Source organism: Kitasatospora sp. MBT63, from assembly GCF_000710465.2.
GTDB lineage: Bacteria > Actinomycetota > Actinomycetes > Streptomycetales > Streptomycetaceae > Kitasatospora.
Map to the genome: position 1 here is coordinate 35492 of NZ_JAIZ01000412.1, position 22091 is coordinate 57582.

Sequence of the window (22091 nt, forward strand, 5' to 3'; positions counted from 1 at the left end):
ACCCGCCGCGCCGACGGCGGAGCACCCCCGGAAGCACGACGACCGGGACGAACCCATGAAGGAGGCAGGGAATGATGGCCCGTCCCTCGCGCCCCGTGCGCGGGATGAACGCCGCGCTCGCCGGCGGCGAGGCAGGCGTCGGAGAGATCAGGCCCGCCCGCTCCCCGATGGGCCTGTGGAGAGTGGCCCTGGCCCTGGTCCTCGCGGTCGCCGCCACCTTCGCCGGCATCCGGACCTACCAGGCGGTCGCGTCCCGGCCGGTGACCTTCAGCGGTCAGGTCACCCCGGCCCACGCGTACTACCTCAACTTCCCGAACACCGGCACCGTCGAGACCCTCACCGTGAAGCCCGGCGACCACGTCACGGCAGGTCAGGTGCTCGCCACCCAGGTGAGCAGCGTGGCGGCCGCCAACCTCGCCGCGGCCCAGGCCGCCGTCGACGCCGAAACCGCGCTGCTCGCCGAGGACAGCAACCCGGCCACCACCGCCGACCGGCAGGCCCGGGGCCAACTGGACATCGCCAAGGCCGAGGCAGCCGCCGACAGCACCCGCAGCGCCCTCGCGCTGGCCCAGGTCAGCACGGAGAACGCCATCGCCGCACAGAACAGCGTGATCTCCGCCGACCAGGCCGCGCTGGACGACGAGACCGCACGCCTCACCCGGTCCTGCCCGGCCACCGCGGCCGCCGCCTCCCCGGTCGCCGCCTCCGGTGAACCGAACGTCACGGCATCCGCTCCACCCGCCGCCGCCTCACCCGCCGCCACCTCACCCACCACCACAACCGCGCCCGCCCAGCAGCAGTCCTGCCAGAGCCTGCAGAGCCAGATCGACAAGGACACGGCCAGACTCGCCCAGGCCAGGGCCCAACTCGGCACCCTGCAGTCCACCGGGCAGGCCCACGCGCAGCAGCTCCAGGCGCGCCTGACACAGAACCAGTCCGTCCTCCAGGCGGCCCGGACCACGGTGGCCTCCCAGGGCGCTCCGCTCACCCCGGCCGCCATCGCCCAGGCCCGGTCCCGGCTGGCCTCCGCACAGGCCCAACTCGCCGCCGACCAGCTCGCCCTGAGACAGACCACGATCACCGCCCCGGCCGACGGTACGGTCGCCGGGACCGCGGGTGCCGCCGGTGACACCGTCGGCCCCCAAGGCGTGCACACCTACGCCGGCCCGGCCGCGCAGTCCGGCACCCTGGTCGACCAGCTGCCCGGCATCCAGCTCTTCGTCCCCACCCCCGCCCCGGGCACCAACCAGGTCGCCGGCTCCGGCTACACCGCGCTGGTCACACTCCACTCCGGACCGCTCAGCGTGACCGCCCAGCTGCCCGAATCCCGGATCGCCGACGTACGCGAGGGCCGGGCCGCCACCGTCACCGTCCCCGCCACCGGCCGTACCGTCACAGGACGGGTCGACCACATCCTGTTGCAGCCCGCCCGGGTGCCGGGCGCGACCTACTACAACGTCACGATCGGCCTGGACGACCAGCAGGAAACCCTCATGCCCGGCATGTCCGCGGACGTGGCACTGCTCTGAAGGAGACCATGAGCATCACCTCGGCCAGTCTGCCCGGCCGCCCCGACATCCCCAACCAGGACCTCCTGCTCACCGCCCCCGGCGTCCTCGTCCTGCTCGACGGCGCCGGCGGGCCAAGCGAGGACGGCGGCGGCTGCCGTCACGGAGTCCACTGGTACGTACGGCAGTTGGGTAGCCGGCTGCTCACCGGCCTGCTCACCGCGGATCGGCCGGTCGCCGACCTGCTGGCCGACGCCATCGATGCCGTCGCCCACAGCCACCGCTCCACCTGCGACCTGCGCCATCCCGGAACCCCCTCCTCCACCGTCGCGATCGTCCGCCAGCGCGGGGAGGACGTCGACCACCTCGTCCTGCACGACTCCACCCTCCTCCTCACCCGCGCCGACGGGTCCGGGACGGAGACGGTCAGCGACCGCCGCCTGCACCACATCCCCGAGCTCCACCCGCTGCGCTCCGCCGCCCACCGCTGCGCCCTAGGCACCGACCGGCACGCCGCTGCCCGAAAGGCATACATCGCAGCGGAGTTGGGCCACCGAAACGCGGCCGGGGGCTACTGGGTGGCCGGCAGCGACCCGCGCGCCGCCACGCACGCCCTCACCGGCACCACCCCCGCCGCAGCCCTGCGCTCGGTGTCCCTGCTCAGTGACGGCGCCGCCGACCACGTCGACACCTACCACCTCGCAACCTGGCCCGAGACCGTCGCCCTCCTCTCCCTCGACGGCCCCGCCACGCTCCTGGCCGCCGTACGGGCGGCCGAGCACTCCGACCCGCGTGGCCGTCGCTGGCCCCGCCTCAAACCGCACGACGACGCGACCGCCGCGCACTGGACGGATCCGGCGGCCACCGGGGCCGCCGCCGAGCTGCTCCGACCGGTGACAGTTCGCCACCGGTAGATCCATTTCGGCCGTGATCGGCCGCCCCTCTCCCCGTGTTCCCGATCTGCAGCTAGGTTCCACCCGCCGCCCGATGGCACAACCGTGCGATTTGGTCGACCAGCCGGACGGGGAGGTGGCAGGGGCCCTGCCACGTCCGGCCCCTCAGCCGGATCCCGGCCGGAGCGGACCGGCCAGCGTCTCGATGGGCGGAAGAGGCCACTGCGGCTCCTGCCGGGTGAGGCGCGCCAGCTCCTCCGGTGGCTCGGCACCATCGCGAACTGTCGTGACGTAGGCCTTCGCGTCCTGCAGGCTCAGCCGCGGGGCCTGCTTGCGGAGGTGCTTCATCGCGGCTGCGGCGCCGGCGGAACGGGCGAGATCGCGGACGGCGCAGGCCAGTTGATCAGGCTGCCCGATGCCCTTGATCCGCAGGAGGTACTGCTCCTCCCAGCCCTCGTCCTCCCAACCGGCGGCGGGCACGTAATGGATGCTCCCATCGTGGCGGTCCACCAGAACGTGACCGCCGACGAAGCTGCCACTCATCTCACGGGTGCGGGCGCGGGCCTGTTCCGCCGAGCGCCAGAAGACGAGCCAGCCGACCACGCGCTCCTCCACGTGGTAGACGCCCGGTGTAGGGGCGGGCCCGCTCCACGGCCACGTCTGCAACTCGACGGCCAGGAAGGACTCGACGAGCTCGACAGCGCGTTCCTCGGAGATCACGACCTCATCATCCGATCTCGTCATAGGTGACTCCGGCGTCTGCCACGGCTGACACGCTCCTTCGGTGTGGTCGGTGACGGGGCAATGACGATCTTCGGTCGCGAAAATCTCGCCAGGGCCCGCCGAAATGCCCAGGCAGGTCCACCGCGACCTGGTCACGGCGTCGCACGCGATGGCCAGCCGGAGGCCGCCTTCATCGCCATCGAAACCAGGTCCGCCGTTCTACGGCTACGACGGAGTGGCCGGCGTGGGAAGGTCGAGAACGCGGGCGAGGGCGGCTGTGACGGGACCGTAGTGGTCGGGCAGGTACCGGCGGGCCCAGTCGGCCGCCAGCGCGAGGAACTCGGCCAGGTCGCGCTCCGCGCCGGCGAGCAGGCGACGGAGTTCGGTGACGGACAGTTCGATCACCGGACTGTCGTTCTGCTCGGCGTTGACGGTGAGCCGGACGGCGTGGCCGAAGCGCTCCGCCACCGGTGACACGGGGTCGTGACCGAAGCCGAGGAGGCCGCCCTCGTCGACGAACGTGTGCCAGTCGCGCCAGTCCTCCAGTCCGTCGCAGCATCCGGGCAGGAAGACGACGCCTGTGGACTCGTCGGTGACCCGCAGGCCGCCGGCCGCGAAGAGGTCGTCGAAGGTCAGCAGTCCGTGGAGGAACGAGCCGAGTGCGTCCGCCGGACGAGGCGGGCGGTCGCCGTCGGGGTCGATGTCATTGCAACCCGCGATGCGCATCACCGCCGTCCCGACCTCTGCGGGTGAGAGCTCACCGCTGAGCGGCAGGAAGCCGAACTGCTCGATCTCGGCGATGGGCCAGAGGTCGAAGTCGTCGGCGGGGTAGATCTCCAGGACGGGATGCAGCACTATCACTCGGCGAAGTGTTCCGGATCCACGCCCGTAGCGCCTCCCGAATACGCCGGGGACCTGTCGATCAGGGACCGGCTGGTGGTCGTGGGTCACCAGGCGGCCTGCTGCCGCAGCGGGCAGGAGCAGCCGTCCTCGCCACAGCGGCACCAGTACTCCGACATCGGCGTCTGGGTCTCGGTGCGCAGACCGCCAGGGCAAGCGTGGTGGGCACCCAGCTGGCACTCCAGGGTGATGTACGGGCCGCCGGGCCGGAGGTTGAGAGGGAGGACCAGATCCCGACGTTCCTCGCCTCTCGGCCAGATGTTCATCGGCACCTGCGACAGAGGAGCCCGCGGGGTCACCGGGTCACGTCCGAGCAGCGAGTGCAGACGGCGACCGCGTAGCCGAGTGCGGCGACGTCCGGCGTGACGGTCCGCAAGTAGGCGTGCCCGTCCGGGTGCAGCGGGCCGTCAGCTGTACCGCAGGCCCAGCAGGCGCGGCCCTGTCGCTGCTCCTCGGTCAGATCCTCTGCAGCCGGCGGCCCGGTCACGGACAGCGGTTGCTCTGTGCTCTCGATTCCAGCCATGAGCAGGACGCTAGGCCTATGGATTGGTCGCCCGCCCGGAGGTTTCTCGGGATTTCTCCCAGGCGCGATCATCCTTCCCGAGGTTGCTCACACGGTCGTAGCGGCCTGCCGCGCCCTCACGATCAGACGGTGGGCAGAGGGGCCGTAGACCGCCGCGGCCTGGAGCTTCGACCAGATGCGCTCGTACAGGGCGATGTTCTCCGGGTCCTCGAGCCACATCTCGGTGTTCCACGTCTCGACGATCACGAGTCGGTCGTCGTGCAGCCAGAAGCCGTGCTTGGGTACCACCGTGACGGGCGCACCGAGCGGCACGATGCCCAGTTCCACCGTGTCCAATCCCAGGAGCCCGGTCAGGCGGTCCAGTTGGGCGGCGAGGATGTCGCCGAGGCAGATCCGCACGTACAGGGATGCCTCGGCCATGATGAAGCGGAACCGCTTTCCGGGCTGGTAGAGCGCTTCCTGCCTGCGCAGCCTCGCCCGGACGCCCTCCTCGATGTCCCGGGGGGTGTCGTGCAGGTCGGTGAAGTGGGTCAGGACGTGGCGGGCGTACTCGGCGATCTGGAAGATGCCGGGCACGATGCCGGGCTCGTACCCGAAGGTCACCGTGGTCGCCCGGGTGTGCGCGATGCCTGCCTCCTGCCGGGCCCGGTGCCCGCCGACGAGGAGACGGCGCCACGTGCGGAAGCGGCTCTCGAGGCCTTGTAGGCGGCCTTTGAGCTCCCCTGCGGCTTCCGGCCTGCCGGCTGCACGGGCCCATTCTTCGAGGTCCCCGCGGGTCGGTGTCTGCTTGCCGTGTTCGAGTTTGGAGACCTTCGACGGTGGCCAGCCGATCCGGGCGGCGAAGTCACGCCTGCTGAGGCCGGCCTCGGCGCGGAGCTCACGCAGCCGCGCGCCGAGGCCTACGCGGGCCTGCTGGAAGTCGGTGCTCACACGCCGGACGTTACCCGGGTGAACTCGCGGGTGGGCACGGCATGGTGCCAGGCGGCGTCCCGGGCCTGGCAGGCAGCGAGGACCTGGGCGGTGGCGGTGATCAGTTCGACGCCGAGGGTGTTGTCGTCGCCGTCGAAGTGGAAGCGGGCCAGGGTGCGGGAGTCGAACAGCCAGTAGTCGAAGGTCGGGAGCCCGAGGCGGTCGGCCTCGGCCCGGGGCAGGTTGCGGATGTCTTCTCCGGCGTCGACGTTCCCGAGACCGCTGGTCAGGAGGAACCGCTGGCCGAGGGTGAGCGGGTCGTCGACCACACGTACCCGCTCGAATCGCTTGCCGAGGGCGGTCTGCCGGCGGACGTTGGCGTGCCACGGATTGTCGGCCTCGAACGGCAGCGCCTCCCCCCGGAGGAACCGCTCGTACCGCTCCGTGCCGATGTCCACCGCGTAGCCGCGGCGGGTCTCCAGTCGGAACGCGGTGTGCTCGAAGTCCTCGAAGTACGGGGCGAGGCACTCGAAGGGCTGGATGTCGGGCACCGGCTACTCCTTGGGCGCGAAGCGGGCGAGCAGTTCGCGGGGGACGACGACGAAGGTCTCGCCCGGCAGCACGTCGCGAAGGTGTGCGAGTGCCTCGGGGTCGGTCAGCCGGTCGCCCTGGACCACGATGTCGCCGGTCTCGGTCTCGTACAGCGTGGGGCAATTCCCGCCGTCCGAGGTGCTGCCGAGGAACCTGAGCTGAGTGAGGCACCAGGATGCCCCGGTCGGCTGTCGGGACGCGGGTGTTCGGCAGAACCCGGCGAGCTGCCGCCCGAAGGTCGCGTAGTTGCGGGTGTGGAGGACGAACGCATGCCGGCCGAGGCCGAGGGTCCTGGCCCCAGGGAAGTCAACGCCCTCCCGACACTTCGTCAAACTCCTTCCGTCTTCCGCGGCCGCGAATGCGTATCGCATGATCAACGCCACCGGAGTCCCCTTTCCCGGGCACAGCGCCTCGGCCCCTCCGACAGCGGACCACCTCACGGAAGTGCACCGGCGCGGCTCCCAGATCCGCCAGCCGTGCATACGTGCCACCCGGACCGGTGTGCACCTCGGTGATCGGCGACCCGGTAACAATCGCTGCCGGCAGGTAGGCCGTGGCCACCATCACCGGCCCGCCTTCGACGAGGTACCGTCGGTCCGAACCCAGACCGGGGCGCCGGCTTCGTGTCTCAACGCCGGGGCGATGTGCGCCGGGCACGGCTGCTCGTCGACCGAGACCCGGTCCGCCAGTAACGGCCGGCCGTCGAGGTCGTCATCCTGGATCGACCGGCCCTCGCTCCAGTCGGACTGTGCGAGGCGCTTCGTGCCGCGCCGCAGGATCGGACGGAACATCCGTACCAGGGCCCTGCCTCGCGCCGGGACCTCGGTGAGGCCTTCTGCCGCCAGGACTCCCAGCGCCTTGCGCGCGGTCTCGGCTGCCACCGTGTACTGCTGGGCGATGGCGTTCCCGCTCGGCACCCGCTTGCCGGGCGCGGATCTCCAGGGTACTCAGCTCAGGACCAGCCGCTCCAACGGCACCGCAGGGACGGCGTTCCGCGTTCAGGTCCGCGCCGGGCGTCCGATGAACGAGAGCCGGTTCCGCGCCCAGCCCGGGCTATTCGTTCCAGGGGTGGTCGGGGCGGCCGGGGGTTGTGTGGTCGAGGCGGAAGAGGCGGCCGGACGGGTCGTCAGGGGTGTCGGGGGTGGTACGGGTGGTGCGGGCGGTGGTGATGTAGAGGGTGGTGAGGTCGGGGCCGGCGAAGGTGCAGCTGGTGGGGCGGGGGACCGGGAACTCGACGGTGGCGAGCAGGCGGCCGGTCGGGGTGAGGCAGTGGACGGCGGCGCCGTCCCAGAACGCGACCCAGAGGTTGCGGTCGGCGTCCAGGGTCATGCCGTCGGGCACCCCCGGGAGGTGGGAGACGTCGAGGGAGCGGATGAGGGGGCCGACCGGGCCGTGTTCGGGGTACTCGTAGAGGTCGATCCGGCGGGTCGGGCTGTCGATGTACCAGAGCCGGTCGGGTTCGGGCCAGGCGAGGCCGTTGGGGACGGCGAGGCCGCCGAGGACGGTGGTGACCGTGCCGTCGGGCTCGAGGCGGTGGAGGCGGCCGTCGGCCAGTGGTTCGGTGGTCCGCATGGTGCCGGCGACCATCCGCCCGTACGGGTCGCAGGCGCCGTCGTTCATCCGCCGGTCCGGGCGGTCGGCCTCGACCGGGGCGAGCAGGCGGCTCGTGCCGTCGGCGGTGTCGAGGAGTTCGAAGCCGCGCTCGGTGGCGAGCAGGACCCGGCCGTCCCGGGCGGGCGCCAAAGCACCTGGCATCACCGGGAGTTCGAGGCCGGCGGTGGCGCCGGTGCGGTGGTCCAGCCAGCGCAGCCGGCGGTCGGGGATGCCGATCCAGTAGAGGCGGCCGGTCGCGGCGTCCCAGGTGGGGCCCTCGCCGAGGTCGAGGCGGTGGAGGTCGGCGGGTTCGGCGCGCATGCGGCTCCTCGGAGGCGGTGGGGCGAACGGGGGCGGGGTCGGGTGAGTGGCCGGACCAGGATGTCACCGGCGGCCAAGGTGGCGGAGGTGACACCCGGCCGGATGCGGAGCCGCAGTCGGTCGGCCGGCCGTGCCTCTCCCGCGGGGTGAGCTTATCCGTCCCACCATGCGGGACGGACCGCCCGCCGCCGTCGGGGCCCTTGACGCGGCGCGGGCGCGGGATGACACTCCGACACAGGACTCGTCGAACCTGGGTGGGAGAGCCGTGAGGCGTGCGGAGCCGGTCACCGATGGCTCGGCCCACGCTGTCCGGCTGCTCCCGACGCTGACGAGCCGTCGCCACATCGACCTGCAACGGGTCTGCAGCAGCATGGGTCGAGCGCCTGCTCCCCACGGCCCGGCGGCCACTCTCTTCTGATCCCCCCGGGCGGCCGCCCTCGCACGCCCCGAGGCCCGCGCCTCCCCTCACCCGATGCGTCGTACGCGCGTGTCCGCGTACCCCCGACCCTGGGAGACCCATGTCCGCCACGTCCCCGTCCGCCGTGCCCGCCCTCCGCGGGAGGATCGGCCACGACGCCCGCAGCGGGTACTACCCCGTACCGCACCGCTACCGGCTCCACCTCACACCGTCCTGTCCGCACTGTCTGCAGATCGCCGTCACCCACAGCCTGCTCGGCCTCGAGGACACCCTCCCGGTGACCGTGCTGCCCGCACTGCCGGACGACGGTGACGGCGGATACCTGGCGCTGCGACCGCTGTACGACGCGAGCGCGCACCAGTACCCCGGGCCGGCCGGGGCGCCGGTGCTCAGCGACAGCTGGAGCGGACGGATCGTCAGCACCGACCCCGTCGAGATCCTCACCGACCTGGCCCGGCGCTTCCCCGGCCCGGGCCCCGACGTCCACCCGGACCTGTACCCGCACGGCCTGGAGACGGCGATCGATGCCGTCCGGCAGCTGTGCGAGCTCAGCATCAACGCCCCGGCGCAGCGCGCGGGCCGCTCCGACGCCACCCCCGCCGAGCGCGCGACGGCACTGCGGACCCTGCTCGACGGCCTCGGCGAGCTCGAGCGGCGGCTCGGCACCCGCAGCCACCTGCTCGGCGAGGAGTTGACCCTCGCGGACGTGGAACTCTGGGTGACCCTGGTACGGCTGGACACCGTGCACCGCTGGCACCTGGACGCCGCCGCCGTCCAGCTCATCGCCGACCATCCCCGGCTCTGGGCCCACGCCCGCCGGCTGGCCGGACACCCCGCCTTCGGCCGCCACCTCGACCTGGACGCCATCGCCCGCCGCCACCACGCCCGGTGCCTGGGCGAGGAGGCCGCCGGAGCGGCCATCCGGATCGTCGACTGGGCGGAGCACGCCCAGGGGCGGGTGCACTCCGGCTGACGCGCCACCGCGCTCCCCGCAGGAGTCGTCGGTGCCGCTGACCCGAGCCGGCGGGTCACCCGGGCCGGAACGCGGTGAGCAGCAGGGCGATGTCGTCCGTACGGTGCGGGGAGCGCAGGGCCTTGCGCAGCAGCTGGTCGGCGAGCTCCTCGAGGTCCGCGGCGCGGGCGTGGGCCAGGGCGGCCCGCAGCTGGTCGATGCCCAGGTCGATGTCGGTGCCGCGCTCCTCGACCAGGCCGTCGGTGTAGAGGGCGAGGACCGAGCCCGGGGGAAGGTCCAGCCGGGTCTGCGGATAGGTGCTGGCGCTGTCGACGCCCAGGAGCGGGCCGCCCGCCAGCTCCAGCGCCTCGGTGCTGCCGTCGGCAAGGCGCAGCAGCGGCGGGCAGTGCCCGGCGCGGACGGCGTACGCATGGTCGGTGCCCGGTTCGATGCGGATGTAGCAGCAGCTGGCGAGCAGCCCGGGGCCGAGGTCGGCCAGCAGCCGGTTGGTCCCGGCCAGCACGTCGCCGGGGGAGTGGCCGGCCGTCGCGAAAGCCCTTACGGCGCTGCGCAGTTGGCCCATGGTGCCGGCCGCGGCGACGCTGTGGCCCTCGACGTCCCCGATGACCAGGGCCACGCCGTCCGCGGTGGGGATCACGTCGTACCAGTCGCCGCCGATGTCCATCTCGCTGGTGCCGGGCAGGTAGCGGCCGGTGGTGCGGATACCCGGCAGGACCGGCAGGCGGTGGGGCAGCAGCGCGGTCTGCAGGCCGTGGGCGAGGGCGGACTTGGTGTCGTAGAGCCGGGCGCGTTCGAGGGCCTGGGCGATCAGACCGCTCAACGCGGTGAGGATGCCGCGGTCCTTGGTGGTGAAGTGGTGGATCTCGTCGAAGCCGATGATGCAGGTGCCGACCGGACGGTTGGAGGCGATCAGCGGCAGGTAGGCCCAGGCCCCGACGCCCTCCATGGCGCGGGCCGGAGCGGCGCCGGTGAGGTCCTGCCGGGACTCGACGAACAGGGGTACGCCGGGGGCCAGTGTCTCCGTCCCGGGGAGCGGGGTGTCGAGGGGTTTGCCCTCCAGCCAGTGCAGGAAGCGGTCGTGGTGGCCGGTGTTGAACAGCAGGTGCAGCCGGTGTTCGGCGATCACGTAGATGGCCAGGTGCTGTCCGCCGAAGGCCGGCAGCAGCTGGTCGCCGACGACCTCGCACACCTGACCCGTGGTGACGGCCTCGGTCAGGGCGCTGCCCAGTTGCAGGACCCGGTAGATGGCGCCCAGGCGTGCGGGCGCGGCCGCGGTCGGCGGCGGGTCGGGCGCGGGGCTCCCGGGCCCGGGGGAGACCGAGGTCCTGCCGGAGCCGACCGGCGGGTCTGCCACCTCCGGCGGTGACTGCGGCGGCCCGGACGGCACCACCCGGCCGGTCACGCCGTTCTCGTCCGGGTGCAGGGAGAAGGCGAGCCACCGGTCGGGCGGGCGGCGGACCAGGAAGGTGGTGGGCTGCTGCGAGACCATGGCGGCCCGGTGCCGGTCCTCGTAGATGGGATCGGACAGCCAGGGCAGGACCTCCCACGGGCGGCGGCCGAGCAGCTCCCCGACCCGGACCCCGAGCAGCTCCTCCAGGCTGCGATTGGCGTAGGTCACCCGCCCGTCCGGGGCGAGCGAGAAGAGTCCGTCCCGCAGCCGCTCCACCGCGGTGACGGCCGCGGCACCGGCCGCGGCGTCGAGCACGCAACCGACCAGGTGGCTGCGCGCCTCCTCGCCGGGCGCCTCGGGCACCCGGCCCCACAGCTCGACGGTGCGGTACCCGTCGTCGGCGCGGATCCGCAGCCGCCGGGCGAGCACCCGGCCGTCCGCGACGGCCGCGCGGGCCGTGGCCCGGAGCGAGACCCGGTCGCCGGGGTGCAGCCGGGCGGCGAGCGAGTCGGCGCGCCCGTCGAAGGCACCGGGTGCCAGGCCGAAGATCGCGCACAGCTCGTCGTCGGCGGACACGGTCCCGGTGTCGAGCCGCCAGTCGAACAGTCCGACGCGCACGGCCGGTGCGGTCGGGGCCGGGACCTCGATGGGCACCGTCGAGCCGTCGTAGTCGAAGGCGGCGCCGCGCTCCCGGAGGGTGGCGAGGGCGGTGCCGAGCCGGTTGGCGATGGCCCGCAGGTGGCGCAGCTGGGCCCTGGACAGTCCCGCGTGGCCGGGTGGCGCCGACCAGACCACCGCCATGGCCCCGAGGCGCTCCTGCCCGGCCCCGACCGGTACCGACGCCGAGCCGAACGCGTACGGCAGGGCCACCGCGAGCTGCGGATAGCGCCGCGCCGTCTCGTCCGCGTCGGCCAGGTGGACCGTCCGCCCGGACCGGTAGGCCGCGGCCACCGGAATGGGGCTGTTGACCGGGATCAGCCGCCAGCCGCCGAGCAGGGACGGCGAGGCCCCGCAGGTGGCGGCCAGCACGATCGAACGGTTGTCCCGGGAGCGGAGGAAGACGCTCCCGGCGTGGCCGCCGGTCTCCCTGATGGCCTTGACGACGGCCGCCACCAGCGCGTCCTCGCACTCCGCCGTCACACCGTCGGCGTCCGCGGTCCCGGCCGGCCCGCCGGGACGGGCGCCGCCCGGCGCGGTGCCCGAGTCCGGCCGGGTGGCCGTGCTGCTCCCGGCCTGCGGTCCCGCTGGCCCCACCGGTTCGTGCCGGTTCATGCTTCCCGCTCTACGTCCGGCGGACGCCACTGTCAAGGCGGACCCGACGGCGGCCGGACCCGGCGAGGGTCGGCGGGACCCGGCGGGAGGGCGCGACGGGCGGCGGTGGCCCGCTCCGGCGCGGGCGTCGGCCAGGACGGCGTCCGCGGGTCGGTGCGCCGTTCCGGTGGCGCAGTAGGTCGAGCAGGGAACCGGGGAGCGTGACGTCCAGCAGGTGCTGGGCATCCGCGACCGCCCGGCCGGTCGGCGCCGGCCGGGTGAGATGCGCGCGGGTCCGTGCGATCGACGACGGGGCACAGGAGGGCCCGTCGAGTCGGGCTTCCGGTTCAGTAGCCTTCGGTCATGAGTGATCAACTGGCACCGGTCGGGGGTGGCACGGGCCCGGTCAGGGGGACTGCTGGCTATGCCGAGGCGGCGGACGCGCTGGCCGTGCAGTACGAGGAGGTCACCTTCGGCGAGGTCCACGGCGATGTCCTGCGGCTGGTCCCTGCGGAGGCCGGGCGCATCCTCGATGTGGGCGCGGGGACCGGGCGCGACGCCGCCGCGTTGGTGGCCCGTGGACATGCCGTCGTGGCCGTCGAGCCGACGGCGGAGCTGCGGGCGCACGGGCAGCGCATCCATGCGGGGAGCGGGATCGACTGGGTCGACGACGTTCTTCCGGACCTGACGCTGAGCCGCCACCCGGGCCGGTTCGACGCTGTCTTCGCCACCGCGGTGTGGATGCATCTGGACGCCGCGGAACGCCGACGCGCCATGGCCAGGATCGCCGCGCTGCTCGTGCCGGGCGGCCGGTTCTTCGTCAATCTGCGCCACGGGCCCGTGCCCGAGGGCCGCCACATGTTCGACGTGTCCGCCGCCGAGACGGCCGAGCTGGGTGCTGCCTGTGGTCTGCGGACGGTTCACCGCAGCGAGCGTCCCGATCTTCACGGCCGCGACGGCGTCCGGTGGAGCTCCCTCGTGTTCCAGTCGCGGGAAGCCGACAGCTCGCTCGGCTGAACACTGGCCCCTGCCAACGCAGTTCGGCGCGGTCAGCCGTGCGGACGGCGGCGCCCACGCACCCGGCGGGAGCGCCGCAGGCCACCGGCACCGGGCCGGTCCCGCGCCGCCTGCGCGGGTGCCGCAGCGCGGGACCGGCCCGGCTTCCCGTCAGGGCCGGAGGTTCTCCAGGTCCGCCAGGAGGCCGGGGTGCTTCGGCTCCCAGCCGAGCACCTGCCGGGTGTGGGCGCTGGACGCGGGCTGGTCGTTCGCGAAGATCTGGGCGAGGGGACCGTAGGTCTCCGCCGGGACCGACGCGACCGGCAGGCCCAGGCGCCGGCCGATGACCGCCGCGATGTCGCGCACCTCGTCCCCCTCGTCGGCGACGGCGTGCCAGGAGGTGCCGGCCCGGGCCTGTTCCAGGGCGAGCCGGATCAGGACGGCCGCGTCGAGCGCGTGCACCGCCGGCCAGCGCTGCGTGCCGTCGCCGGCATAGCCGGACACGCCGGTGCGGCGCGCGATGTCGGTCAGCAGACCGGCGAACCCGCCGCTGCCCTGGTTGTGCACCGTGCGCGGCAAGCGGACGGCCGTGCTGCGGACCCCGCGCGGGGCCAGGCCCAGGACCGCGTTGACCGCGAGGCCGCGGCCGCCGACCGGCCCGTCGGTCAATAGCGGGTCGGTCTCGACGGAGGCTCGGCCGGGTACCAGGGGCGTACCCGCGACGGTGACGAAGGGACGGCCGCTGCCGACCAGTTCCTCGCCGAGGGCAGCGAGGGCGGCGCTCTCCTCGGCTACGGACTTCGCGACGGCGTCGCGGCTGCTGAAGTCGTGGCCGAACGCCAGGTGGATCACCCCGTCGGCGCGGGCGGCGCCGGTCCGCAGGACGTCCAGGTCGGCGAGGGCTCCGGGCAGGGGCTCGGCGCCGGCCGCCTCGGCGGCCGCCGCGGAGGCGTCCGAACGGGCCAGGGCGAGGACGGTGTGGCCGTTGCCGAGCAGCTCCGCGACGACGGCGGCCCCGATCAGTCCGGTGCCACCGGTGACGAAAACGCGCATGGGAAACTCCCTCGAGTGATGGGACTCTTGTCTCATCACTCTACAGGTGATGGGACAAAAGTCCCATCAGCTAGGATTGGCCCATGGGAAGGTGGGAACCAGGGGCGCGCGAACGTCTCGTCGTGGCCGCTGTCGACCTGTTCGCCGAGCAGGGGTACGACGTCACGACCGTCACGCAGATCGCCGAGCGCGCGGGGGTCACAAAGAGCACGTTCTTCCGGCACTTCCCCGACAAGCGCGAACTGCTGGTGGCCGGGCAGGACACGCTGAGCCGGCTGCTGGCCGAGGGGATCGCCGATGCGCCCGCCGGCGCCGGGCCGATCGAGGCGATCGCCGCTGGTCTCGAACGTGCCTCGGGTGCGATGGGGCCGATGAACCGTGAACTCGCCCCGCGTGTGAAGGCCGTCGTCGCCGCCTGTGCCGAACTCCAGGAGCGTGACACGCTCAAGAGCGTCGGCCTCGCCGCGGCGATGACGACGGCTCTGGTCGCCCGCGGTGTCCCCGACCCGACCGCGGCGCTGGCCGGTGAGCTGGGCGTCCTCGCCTTCAAGCGAGGGTTCGCCGAGTGGTCCGAGGGTGACCGCGACGCCTACGAGGAACTCGCCGGGTACACCCTGGCGGCCCTGGGCGAACTGCGCGCGGCCGGCGCGACACTGGCCTGGTCGGACGACCTGCCCGCCCATTGAGCGTGGTCGGCCCGGAGCGGATCGCCGGGCCGGAGTGGGCCGCGGCCGGGGTGCCGGTGCCGGTCGGGACTGTGACCGCCGGCCGGTGATCACCCGTCAACGGGCGCGGCCCGCATGACCACGGTCACCGCGTGAGCGTGGCCGCGGGTTGCGGTGCCTCGCGGCCGGTGGGCCGCGGGCGGGCGCCGGGAAGGGCCAGGGCGACCGCGGCGCCGAGCAGGCAGATGCCGGCCGCGACGGTGCAGGCGAGGTGGAACCCGTCCATGAAGGAGCTCTGTACCGCTGCCCGCAGGAGCTGTCGGGCCGTCCCTCCGGAGGAGTCCGCGGTGTGCAGGGCTGCCGCGACGGATCCCTCGGCTGCCGTGGTGGTCTCGGCCGGGAGTGTGGAGAAGGCCGTGGACGCCAGGTGGGCGGCGTAGAGGGAGGTGAAGATGCTGCCGATGACGGCGACGCCGAGGGTGCCGCCGGTCTCGCGGGTGGCGTCGTTGACGGCCGATCCGACACCGGCCTTGGCCGGCGGGAGGACGCTGAGGATCGATTCGGTGGCGGGTGCGGTGGTCAGGCCGAGCCCCAGCCCCATGAGGACCATCTGGCCGACGATCTGGCCGTACGGCTGGAACGCGGGCGACAGGGCGATCCAGCCGAACGAGGCGGTGAGGAGCAGGAGGCCCGTGGTCACGACCGCGCGGGTTCCGGCTCGTGCGGCGAGTGCGACGCCGCCGAGGGAGCCGAGCGCGATGGTCAGGGCGACCGGCAGGATGCGCACCCCGGTGGCGAGGGCGCCGTACCCGCGGATGAACTGGAAGTACTGCGTCACCAGGAAGATGAAGCCGAAGAGGGCGAAGAACGCGACGGTGACGGCGGCGCTGGCGGCGGAGAAGGCCGGGGTGCGGAACAGGGCGACGTCGACCATCGGGTGGCGGCGCCCGCGTTCGATCACGACGAACAGGACCGCCAGGGCGGCGGCGCCCGTGAAGCCGGCGAGGGTGGCGGGCGCGCTCCAACCGCGGTTCGGGGCCTCGATGATGGTGTAGACGAGGAGTCCGACGGCGGCCGACGCGGTGAGCAGTCCGGGCGGGTCCAGGCGCGCGTTCGACGGGTCCCGGGACTCCGGTACCCAGAGCCACGAGGCGGCCAGGGCGATCAGCGCCACCGGTACGAGGGCGAGGAAGACCGAGGGCCAGGTGAAGTGGGCGAGCAGGAGCCCGCCGACCACCGGGCCGATGGCGACGCCCAGGCCGGTGACCGCGCCCCACAGCCCCACCGCCTTCGCGCGTTCGCCGCGCTGCGGGTAGCAGTTGGTGATGACGGACAGGGTCGTCGGGAAGATGACCGCCGCGCACGCCCCCATCGCGAAGCGGACGGCGATCAGCGCCTGCGAGGACCCGGCGACGGCCCCCACCGTGCTGGTGACCGCGAAGCCCGCGAGTCCGGCGAGGAGTGCGGGTCGTCGGCCGAACCGGTCGCCGAGCGAGCCGGCGGTCAGGACCAGGGCGGCGAAGGCGAGGTTGTAGCCGTCGACGATCCACTGGAGGTCGCGGGTCGTCGCGTTCAGCTGGCGGCCCAGGTCGGGGAGGGCGACGTTGACGATCGTCGTGTCCAGGTTGATCGCGAAGGCCGCGAGGCAGACGGATGCGAGGGCCAGGGAACGACGGGGTGCGGGGCGGTGGGGCATGACTGCCTCCGACCGGGTGAGGGCCGATGTTGACAGCGGGAACATATGGACATTTGCCAACATTCCACCGCAAAGTGGACATTGTCAACACCGGAGGGAGGGAGAAATGGCCATGAGCCGGGCTTACCACCACGGCAATCTGCGGGAGGCCCTGGTCGCCGGCGGGGTGGACCTCGCGCGGACCGGCGGGCCCGCCGCGGTGGTCCTGCGGGCCGTCAGCCGACAGGCGGGTGTCTCGCACAACGCCGCCTACCGGCACTTCGCCAACCGCGAGGACCTGCTGGCGGCGGTCGCCGGGCGCTGCATGGAGCAGTTGGGGCGGCTGATGATCAGCCGGTCCGGCGCCGTCGACCTGGCCGACCAGGGGCAGGCCGACGAGGTGCAGGCCGACGAGGTGCAGGCCGACGAGGTGCGGGCCGCCTGGGCGCGGCTGTCGGCGATCGGCGAGGCCTACGTCGACTTCGCCATCGCCGAACCGGGCTGGTTCCGAACCGCGTTCTGCGGCGCCGTCGCGCCCCCGCGGAAGGAGGCGGTCGGCGGCGGACCGGGCGCCGACCCCTTCGCGATCCTGTCCTCCCACCTCGACGACCTGGTCCGGTGCGGCGCCGTCCCGGCCGGGCGCCGGCCGGGCGCCGAGTACGCGGCCTGGTCCGCGGTCCACGGTCTGTCGGATCTGCTGGTGGAGGGGCCGCTGCGGGGCCTGCCCGACGCCGAGGTCCGGGTGGCGCTCTCCGCGGTCCTGTCGGCCGTCGCGCGAGGCCTGTGACCACTGTGATCGTCCGGGCGTCGGCAGCCCCCGCTGCGTACCCGCTGCCTCCGGCCGCCGGTGGTCGAAGCGGCCCGGCCCCCCGGGGGTTCAGTCCGGGAGGGAGGCGAGCCAGCCGGTCAGCAGCCGGTTGACGTCGTCGGGGCGCTCCTGCTGGATCCAGTGCCCGCAGCCGTCCAGGATGTGGGAGGAGGCCAGGGCGGGGAGGGTGCTGGGGAAGGCGTCGATGGCGTCGGCCATCCAGGTCGTGGAGGCGTCCTGGGCGCCCCCGATGAACAGGGACGGCTGCTTGATCGGGGCCCCGCGGTGCGGCGCGAGGTCCTCCCAGTCGCGGTCCATGGAGCGGTAGCGGTTGAGGGCCCCGGTCAGGCCGGTGCGCTCGAACTCCCCGGCGTAGACGTCGAGGTCGTCCTCGGTGAGCCAGGCGGGGAGCTCGCCGACGGGGAAACGGTCGCGCAGCTGGCCGTGGCCGCGGGTCACGAAGTGCGGGTCGGGCCGGTCCCCGGCGGGCATGGTGTCGGCGGACAGCGCCGCGTAGAAGCCGGCGAGCCAGCCCCGGACGTCCGGCTCGATCTCCGCCTCGGCGCGGCCGGGCTCCTGGAAGTACGAGACGTAGAACTCCTGCTCGGGGCCGCCGATCCGGCCAAAGACGTCGCTGGGGCGGGGGCCGCCCGGCGGCGCGTACGGGACGCTCAGCAGGGCGATGGCCCGGAAGACGTCCGGGTGGAGCAGCGCGGAGGCCGCCGCGATGTTGGAGCCCCAGTCGTGTCCGACGATCACCGCCTGCTCCTCGCCGAGGGCTCGTACCAGGGCGAGGTTGTCCTCCACCAGGTCGAGCATCCGGTAGGCGTCCACCGCGGCCGGCCGGGAGGAGCGGCCGTAGCCGCGCACGTCGAGCGCGACCGCCCGGAATCCTGCCGCGGCGAGGGCCGGGAGCTGGTGGCGCCAGGAGTACCAGGACTCGGGGAAGCCGTGGACCAACAGGACCAGCGGGCCGGTTCCCTGCTCGACCAGGTGCAGGCGCCCGGCGGGCGCGTCGATGGTGCGGTGCCGGAGGCCGGCGGACTGGGTGCGCTGATGCATGGACTTCTCCTTGCTTCGCAGGGGCCGCGGATGCCCGCCGATCATGCGTCGGACCGGCTGCTCGACGCGAGAAACGTTGCCGTTCCGGCAACAACGGCAACAACGGCACCGACGCCTCCGGCCGGACGGCAGGACGGGCACGGCCCGCCGCGGCTTCCTCTGCTGTCCGGCCTCACCCGCCGCCGAGGCGTGGGTCGGTGACGCCTGGCCAGGCCCGGAGGGCCTCGGGGCCGCCGGGTTCGGACCGCAGGACCCGGCGGCGACCCTGCGGTCAGCGGGTGGGGACGGCGAGCAGCAGCGCGAAGCGGGCGGACCGGTCGGTCCACCAGTGGCTGACGGTGAAGCCGCCGGCGGCGAGCTCCGCGGTGAGTGCCTCGCGGCGGAACTTGCCGGAGATCTCGGTGCGCACGCTCTCCTCGGCCGCGAGTTCGAGGACCAGGTCCACGGCCGGGATCTTGACCGTCTGGGCGGTACGCGAGCGCAGGTGCATCTCGATCCGCTCCGCGGCCTCGTTCCACACCGCCACGTGGTCGAACGCGGCGGGGTCGAAGTCGGCGCCCAGTTCGCGGTTGAGGACGTTCAGGACGTTCTTGTTGAAGGCCGCGGTCACGCCTCGGCCGTCGTCGTAGGCGCGGATCAGCGTTCCGGGGTCCTTGACCAGGTCGGCTCCGAGCAGCAGGGCGTCGTCGCCGCTGAGTGCGTGCCGCAGCGTGGTGTAGAAGGACCGGCGTTGGGCGGGGTCCAGGTTGCCGATGGTGCTGCCGAGGAAGGCCAGCAGGCGGGGACCCGGTTCGTCGCCGAGGGCCAGGTCGTGCTCGAAGTCGGTGACGGTGGCGACGACTTGCAGGTCGGGGTAGTCGCGGCAGAGTGCCTCCCCGGCCTCGGCGAGCGCGGAGTCGCTGACGTCCAGTGGCGCGTAGCGCTGCAGGGTCCCGGCGGCGGTGAGCGCGTCCAGGAGCAGGCGGGTCTTGCGGGAGGAGCCCGAGCCGAGCTCGACCAGGGTGCGGGCCCGGGTGAGTGCGGCGATCTCGGGTGCGCGCCGGGCGAGGATCTCCTGCTCGGCGCGGGTCGGGTAGTACTCGGGCAGGCGGGTGATCTGCTCGAAGAGTTCGCTGCCGTGGGCGTCGTAGAACCACTTGGACGGCAGCGTCCTGGGTGCGGCGGACAGGCCGTGCAGCACGTCGGCGCGCAGCGTGGTGGCGAGGTGGTCCTGGGGGAGCCGGTGGTCGAGCGTGAAGCGGTTCGTCATCATCGTGCTGCGCTCCTCGGTGGTGCGGTTCTCGGTGGTGCGGTTGTCGGTGGTGCGGGACGGGAGTGGTGCGGCGGGCCGCAGCGGGGTCACCCGGACGCGGCCGGGGACGGCGACCAGCAGGGAGTGGTCGGGAACCTCCCGCCAGGCCCCTTCGCCGTCCGGTTCGGAGGCGACGAGCACGCTGTCGGGGGCCGTCCGGTACCAGAGCGTGTCGCCGTGGCGGGTGGCGGTGATCGTGCGGCCGTCGGTGAGCAGGAGGTTGAGCCGGGCGTCGGGGCGGGCGGCCGCGGTCTGCCGTACCACGGCTGCCAGTGCCGCGGCGGCCGCTTCGCCGCGGCGCAGCCGGTGGCAGAGGACCGCCCACAGCAGGGCGGAGTCACTGCGTGCCTCCAGCGCGAGCAGGTCCTTGGGGCCGAGCCCGCACTCCGCTCCCAGTGCGGCGGGCAGCCTGGTCCAGTCGGGGACGGCCCCGTTGTGGCTGAACAGCCACGGCCCGTCGCGGAAGGGGGCGGCGGCCGCTTCGTCGTGGGCGGTTCCCTCGGTGGCCGAGCGGACGGCGGCCAGCAGCGCCCGGGTGCGGACGGTGCGGGCGAGGTCGGGCAGGTTGGGGTCGGCCCAGATCGGGACCGCGCGCCGGTAGCGGGCCGGTGGCTCGTCCGGGTCCGGCGGGTACCAGCCGAGGCCGAACCCGTCCGCGTTCACGGTGCCGTGCCGCTGCCGCCGGGGCGCCCAGGACTGTGCGTACAGGCCGTGCGGCGGGCCGAGCAGCAGGGCGGCGGCGCCGGTCTCCGGTCCGAGGTAGGCGAGATGGCGGCACATCAGCGTGCCTCGCCGGGGGTGACGTCGCGGGCGGTGCGGAAACCGCTGAAGATCTGCCGGCGGATCGGGTGGTCCCAGTTGCGGAAGGTGCCCCGGCAGGCGACCGGGTCCACGCCGAACGAACCGCCGCGCAGCACCTTGTAGTCCGGGCCGAAGAACACCTCGGAGTACTCCGGGTAGGGGAAGGCGGTGAAGCCCGGGTAGGGCAGGAAGTCGCTGCTGGTCCACTCCCAGACGTCGCCGATCAGCTGCCGTGCGCCGGACGGCGCGGCGCCCGCCGGGTAGCTGCCGACCGGGGCGGGCTGCAGGTGGCGTTGGCCGAGGTTGGCGTGGTCCGGGGCCGGGTCGGCGTCGCCCCAGGGGTGGCGGCGGGAACGGCCGGTGGCCGGGTCGTGGCGGGCGGCCTTCTCCCACTCGGCCTCGGTCGGCAGTCGCCGGCCGGCCCAGTGGGCGTAGGCCTCGGCCTCGTACCAGCACACGTGCAGGACCGGCTCCGACGGTGGCACCGGTTCGGTGCGGCCGAAGCGGCGGCGCAGCCAGGCCCGCCCGTCCCGCTGCCAGAAGAGCGGTGCTTCCAGGCCGGCCCGCTGTCGGTGCGCCCAGCCCTGCGGGCTCCACCGGCGCGGGTCGGCGTAGCCGCCGTCCTCGATGAACTCCTGGTAGTCGGCGTTGCTCACCGGGACGGTGTCCAGCCAGAACGGTGCCAGGTCCACGGTGTGGGCGGGCCGTTCGTTGTCCAGTGCCCACGGATCGGTGTCGGTGCCCATGGTGAACGGGCCGCCGGGCACCAGCACCTCGCGCGGCAGGGCGGTCGCGTCGGGGCCGGCGGGCGGTGGCGGCGGGGCGTCCAGGACGGCGGGCCCGGAGCGCAGCTGGTGGGTGGCCAGCATGGTCTCGGCGTGCTGCTGCTCGTGCTGGGCGACCATCCCGAACACGAATCCCCTTGCGAGCAGCGGGTCCTGCCCGTCGGCCGAACGGCCGTCCTCCGTATCGAACACCGCGGCGTCCAGGACCTCCAGGGCCCGCTCGCGGACCTGGCGGAGGTACCGGCGGGCAGCGTCCGGCGGCAGCAGCGGGAGCGCGGGACGCGCGGCCCGCGGATGCCGGAAGGCGTCGTAGAGCCGGTCGAGGTCGGGGCGCAGCGCGGGGAGTCGGCCTGCCTCGCGGACCAGCCAGATCTCCTCCTGGTTCCCGACGTGGGCCAGGTCCCAGACCAGCGGTGACATCAACGGGGAGTGCTGGCGCAGCAGTTCGTCCTCGTCCAGGCAGTCCGTCAGGGCGAGTGTCCGCTGCCGGGAGGAGGCCAGGGCGGTGGTGGCGTCGCCGGGGGTGGGGTGGGCGTTCACTGGTCCGGTCCTTCCAGGAGGTCGTCGGCGGGACATCGGCCCTGCTCGGTGTAGCGGTCGGCGTACGCGGTGAGGGCGCCGCGCAGCCGGCCGTCGGGGTCGGCGCCGGAATCGGCGAGCGCGGCGACGGCGGCGGTGAAGCAGAGCCGGGCGGCCTTGCCGATCTCGGGGTCGGCGGGGCCGAGCCGGGCGGCCCGCAGCCACGTCCCGTCGTCGGGCCGGTCGGCGCCGCCCGGGCAGAGCGGCGCGGTGGCCTGCCAGGCGGCCTCGGCCGCCGCCGGATCGTCGAGCAGCGTGGCCGCCAGGACGGCCGGGACGATCCAGCCGTCGCCGGCCTGGGCGTCGATCATCCGCAGCTCCAGCCAGCCGCGCGCGCGGACCGGCGGGAACAGCGTGGTCAGGGGGGAGTCCAGGTCGTCCAG

The 22091-nt window shown here is 73.7% G+C and carries 21 protein-coding genes and 2 pseudogenes; 6 read left to right on the plus strand and 17 right to left on the minus strand.

Annotation, left to right across the window (positions count from 1 at the left end; translation table 11 throughout):
* Window positions 1-71: 71 nt before the first annotated feature.
* Together AA75_RS53525 and AA75_RS23005 are read left to right on the plus strand one after the other, a co-directional pair.
* The gene (locus tag AA75_RS53525) at window positions 72-1529 is read left to right on the plus strand and encodes an HlyD family efflux transporter periplasmic adaptor subunit (RefSeq protein WP_033822085.1); all 1458 of its coding nucleotides are present in this window, start codon (window positions 72-74) and stop codon (window positions 1527-1529) included.
* An 8-nt stretch (window positions 1530-1537) separates the two neighbouring features.
* Window positions 1538-2422, plus strand: coding sequence for a protein phosphatase 2C domain-containing protein (locus tag AA75_RS23005; RefSeq protein ID WP_051813107.1), 885 nt, complete (start codon window positions 1538-1540; stop codon window positions 2420-2422).
* Between the two features lie 144 nt (window positions 2423-2566).
* Here the strand turns inward: AA75_RS23005 and AA75_RS23010 are convergent, their stop codons facing one another.
* From AA75_RS23010 to AA75_RS23050, 9 genes and pseudogenes are all read right to left on the minus strand, one after another.
* Window positions 2567-3121, minus strand: coding sequence for a hypothetical protein (locus AA75_RS23010; RefSeq protein WP_033822115.1), 555 nt, complete (start codon window positions 3119-3121; stop codon window positions 2567-2569).
* Between the two features lie 228 nt (window positions 3122-3349).
* The gene (locus tag AA75_RS23015) at window positions 3350-3985 is read right to left on the minus strand and encodes a hypothetical protein (RefSeq protein ID WP_033822086.1); all 636 of its coding nucleotides are present in this window, start codon (window positions 3983-3985) and stop codon (window positions 3350-3352) included.
* Window positions 3986-4071: 86 nt separating this feature from the next.
* On the minus strand, window positions 4072-4290 hold the full coding sequence (locus AA75_RS23020; protein ID WP_033822087.1) for a hypothetical protein: 219 nt from the start codon (window positions 4288-4290) through the stop codon (window positions 4072-4074).
* 29 nt (window positions 4291-4319) lie between these two features.
* Window positions 4320-4547, minus strand: coding sequence for a hypothetical protein (locus AA75_RS23025; RefSeq protein WP_149038318.1), 228 nt, complete (start codon window positions 4545-4547; stop codon window positions 4320-4322).
* 87 nt (window positions 4548-4634) lie between these two features.
* Entirely contained in the window at window positions 4635-5477 is an 843-nt protein-coding gene (locus AA75_RS23030; protein WP_033822089.1) for a helix-turn-helix transcriptional regulator, read from the minus strand.
* Window positions 5474-6007 (minus strand): DUF6879 family protein, encoded by a 534-nt coding sequence (locus AA75_RS23035; protein ID WP_051813109.1) that lies wholly within the window; start codon window positions 6005-6007, stop codon window positions 5474-5476. The genes AA75_RS23030 and AA75_RS23035 overlap by 4 nt, the downstream gene beginning before the upstream one ends.
* Before the next feature lie 3 nt (window positions 6008-6010).
* Complete coding sequence (locus AA75_RS23040; RefSeq protein ID WP_149038319.1) at window positions 6011-6379, minus strand: hypothetical protein; 369 nt, start codon at window positions 6377-6379, stop codon at window positions 6011-6013.
* Between the two features lie 231 nt (window positions 6380-6610).
* Window positions 6611-6967: pseudogene (locus tag AA75_RS23045) on the minus strand (GntR family transcriptional regulator); the annotation flags it as partial.
* A gap of 133 nt (window positions 6968-7100) precedes the next feature.
* The gene (locus tag AA75_RS23050) at window positions 7101-7961 is read right to left on the minus strand and encodes an SMP-30/gluconolactonase/LRE family protein (protein ID WP_033822090.1); all 861 of its coding nucleotides are present in this window, start codon (window positions 7959-7961) and stop codon (window positions 7101-7103) included.
* A gap of 518 nt (window positions 7962-8479) precedes the next feature.
* Between AA75_RS23050 and AA75_RS23055 the strand changes: the two genes are divergently transcribed.
* A complete protein-coding gene (locus AA75_RS23055) occupies window positions 8480-9352 on the plus strand; it encodes a glutathione S-transferase C-terminal domain-containing protein (protein WP_033822091.1) in 873 nt (290 codons plus the stop codon).
* A gap of 55 nt (window positions 9353-9407) precedes the next feature.
* Here the strand turns inward: AA75_RS23055 and AA75_RS23060 are convergent, their stop codons facing one another.
* Window positions 9408-12014 carry a SpoIIE family protein phosphatase gene (locus AA75_RS23060; protein ID WP_033822092.1) on the minus strand — a complete coding sequence of 869 codons (2607 nt, stop codon included), beginning with the start codon at window positions 12012-12014 and terminating at the stop codon, window positions 9408-9410.
* Window positions 12015-12443: 429 nt separating this feature from the next.
* On the opposite strand from AA75_RS23060, the gene AA75_RS23065 reads away from it, so the two are divergent.
* Window positions 12444-13010 carry a class I SAM-dependent methyltransferase gene (locus AA75_RS23065; RefSeq protein WP_359889806.1) on the plus strand — a complete coding sequence of 189 codons (567 nt, stop codon included), beginning with the start codon at window positions 12444-12446 and terminating at the stop codon, window positions 13008-13010.
* 150 nt (window positions 13011-13160) lie between these two features.
* Here the strand turns inward: AA75_RS23065 and AA75_RS23070 are convergent, their stop codons facing one another.
* A complete protein-coding gene (locus AA75_RS23070) occupies window positions 13161-14042 on the minus strand; it encodes an NAD-dependent epimerase/dehydratase family protein (protein ID WP_033822093.1) in 882 nt (293 codons plus the stop codon).
* An 83-nt stretch (window positions 14043-14125) separates the two neighbouring features.
* Here AA75_RS23070 and AA75_RS23075 point away from each other — a divergent pair, with 83 nt between their 5' ends.
* Window positions 14126-14728: a TetR/AcrR family transcriptional regulator gene (locus AA75_RS23075; RefSeq protein ID WP_033822094.1), complete on the plus strand. Its 603-nt coding sequence runs from the start codon at window positions 14126-14128 to the stop codon at window positions 14726-14728.
* A gap of 124 nt (window positions 14729-14852) precedes the next feature.
* Here AA75_RS23075 and AA75_RS23080 read toward each other — a convergent pair whose 3' ends face one another.
* Window positions 14853-16403: an MFS transporter gene (locus tag AA75_RS23080; RefSeq protein WP_033822095.1), complete on the minus strand. Its 1551-nt coding sequence runs from the start codon at window positions 16401-16403 to the stop codon at window positions 14853-14855.
* Window positions 16404-16515: 112 nt separating this feature from the next.
* Here AA75_RS23080 and AA75_RS23085 point away from each other — a divergent pair, with 112 nt between their 5' ends.
* Window positions 16516-17169: a TetR/AcrR family transcriptional regulator gene (locus tag AA75_RS23085; protein WP_199520394.1), complete on the plus strand. Its 654-nt coding sequence runs from the start codon at window positions 16516-16518 to the stop codon at window positions 17167-17169.
* A 90-nt stretch (window positions 17170-17259) separates the two neighbouring features.
* On the opposite strand, the gene AA75_RS23090 is transcribed toward AA75_RS23085, so the two are convergent.
* The 5 genes and pseudogenes from AA75_RS23090 to AA75_RS52310 form a co-directional block, all read right to left on the minus strand.
* Window positions 17260-18252, minus strand: a complete 993-nt coding sequence (locus AA75_RS23090) for an alpha/beta fold hydrolase (protein ID WP_033822097.1) — start codon at window positions 18250-18252, stop codon at window positions 17260-17262.
* Between the two features lie 271 nt (window positions 18253-18523).
* Window positions 18524-19501 carry an L-histidine N(alpha)-methyltransferase gene (egtD, locus tag AA75_RS52300; protein WP_033822119.1) on the minus strand — a complete coding sequence of 326 codons (978 nt, stop codon included), beginning with the start codon at window positions 19499-19501 and terminating at the stop codon, window positions 18524-18526.
* Window positions 19502-19642: 141 nt separating this feature from the next.
* Window positions 19643-20323 (minus strand): annotated as a pseudogene (egtC, locus tag AA75_RS52305) (ergothioneine biosynthesis protein EgtC); the annotation flags it as partial.
* Window positions 20323-21669 carry an ergothioneine biosynthesis protein EgtB gene (gene egtB / locus AA75_RS23100; protein WP_033822098.1) on the minus strand — a complete coding sequence of 449 codons (1347 nt, stop codon included), beginning with the start codon at window positions 21667-21669 and terminating at the stop codon, window positions 20323-20325. The pseudogene egtC and the gene egtB, both read right to left, overlap by 1 nt.
* Window positions 21666-22091 (minus strand): glutamate-cysteine ligase family protein (locus AA75_RS52310; protein WP_033822099.1); only part of this gene is annotated, 426 nt, incomplete at its 5' end. The genes AA75_RS52310 and egtB, both read right to left, overlap by 4 nt.

Coding starts and splice junctions, on each gene's coding strand:
- AA75_RS53525 (WP_033822085.1), top strand. CDS start 72: ATGATGGCCCGTCCCTCGCGCCCCGTGCGCGGGATGAACGCCGCGCTC.
- AA75_RS23005 (WP_051813107.1), top strand. CDS start 1,538: ATGAGCATCACCTCGGCCAGTCTGCCCGGCCGCCCCGACATCCCCAAC.
- AA75_RS23020 (WP_033822087.1), bottom strand. CDS start 4,290: ATGAACATCTGGCCGAGAGGCGAGGAACGTCGGGATCTGGTCCTCCCT.
- AA75_RS23025 (WP_149038318.1), bottom strand. CDS start 4,547: ATGGCTGGAATCGAGAGCACAGAGCAACCGCTGTCCGTGACCGGGCCG.
- AA75_RS23050 (WP_033822090.1), bottom strand. CDS start 7,961: ATGCGCGCCGAACCCGCCGACCTCCACCGCCTCGACCTCGGCGAGGGC.
- AA75_RS23055 (WP_033822091.1), top strand. CDS start 8,480: ATGTCCGCCACGTCCCCGTCCGCCGTGCCCGCCCTCCGCGGGAGGATC.
- AA75_RS23060 (WP_033822092.1), bottom strand. CDS start 12,014: ATGAACCGGCACGAACCGGTGGGGCCAGCGGGACCGCAGGCCGGGAGC.
- AA75_RS23070 (WP_033822093.1), bottom strand. CDS start 14,042: ATGCGCGTTTTCGTCACCGGTGGCACCGGACTGATCGGGGCCGCCGTC.
- AA75_RS23075 (WP_033822094.1), top strand. CDS start 14,126: ATGGGAAGGTGGGAACCAGGGGCGCGCGAACGTCTCGTCGTGGCCGCT.
- AA75_RS23080 (WP_033822095.1), bottom strand. CDS start 16,403: ATGCCCCACCGCCCCGCACCCCGTCGTTCCCTGGCCCTCGCATCCGTC.
- AA75_RS23085 (WP_199520394.1), top strand. CDS start 16,516: ATGAGCCGGGCTTACCACCACGGCAATCTGCGGGAGGCCCTGGTCGCC.
- AA75_RS23090 (WP_033822097.1), bottom strand. CDS start 18,252: ATGCATCAGCGCACCCAGTCCGCCGGCCTCCGGCACCGCACCATCGAC.
- egtD (WP_033822119.1), bottom strand. CDS start 19,501: ATGACGAACCGCTTCACGCTCGACCACCGGCTCCCCCAGGACCACCTC.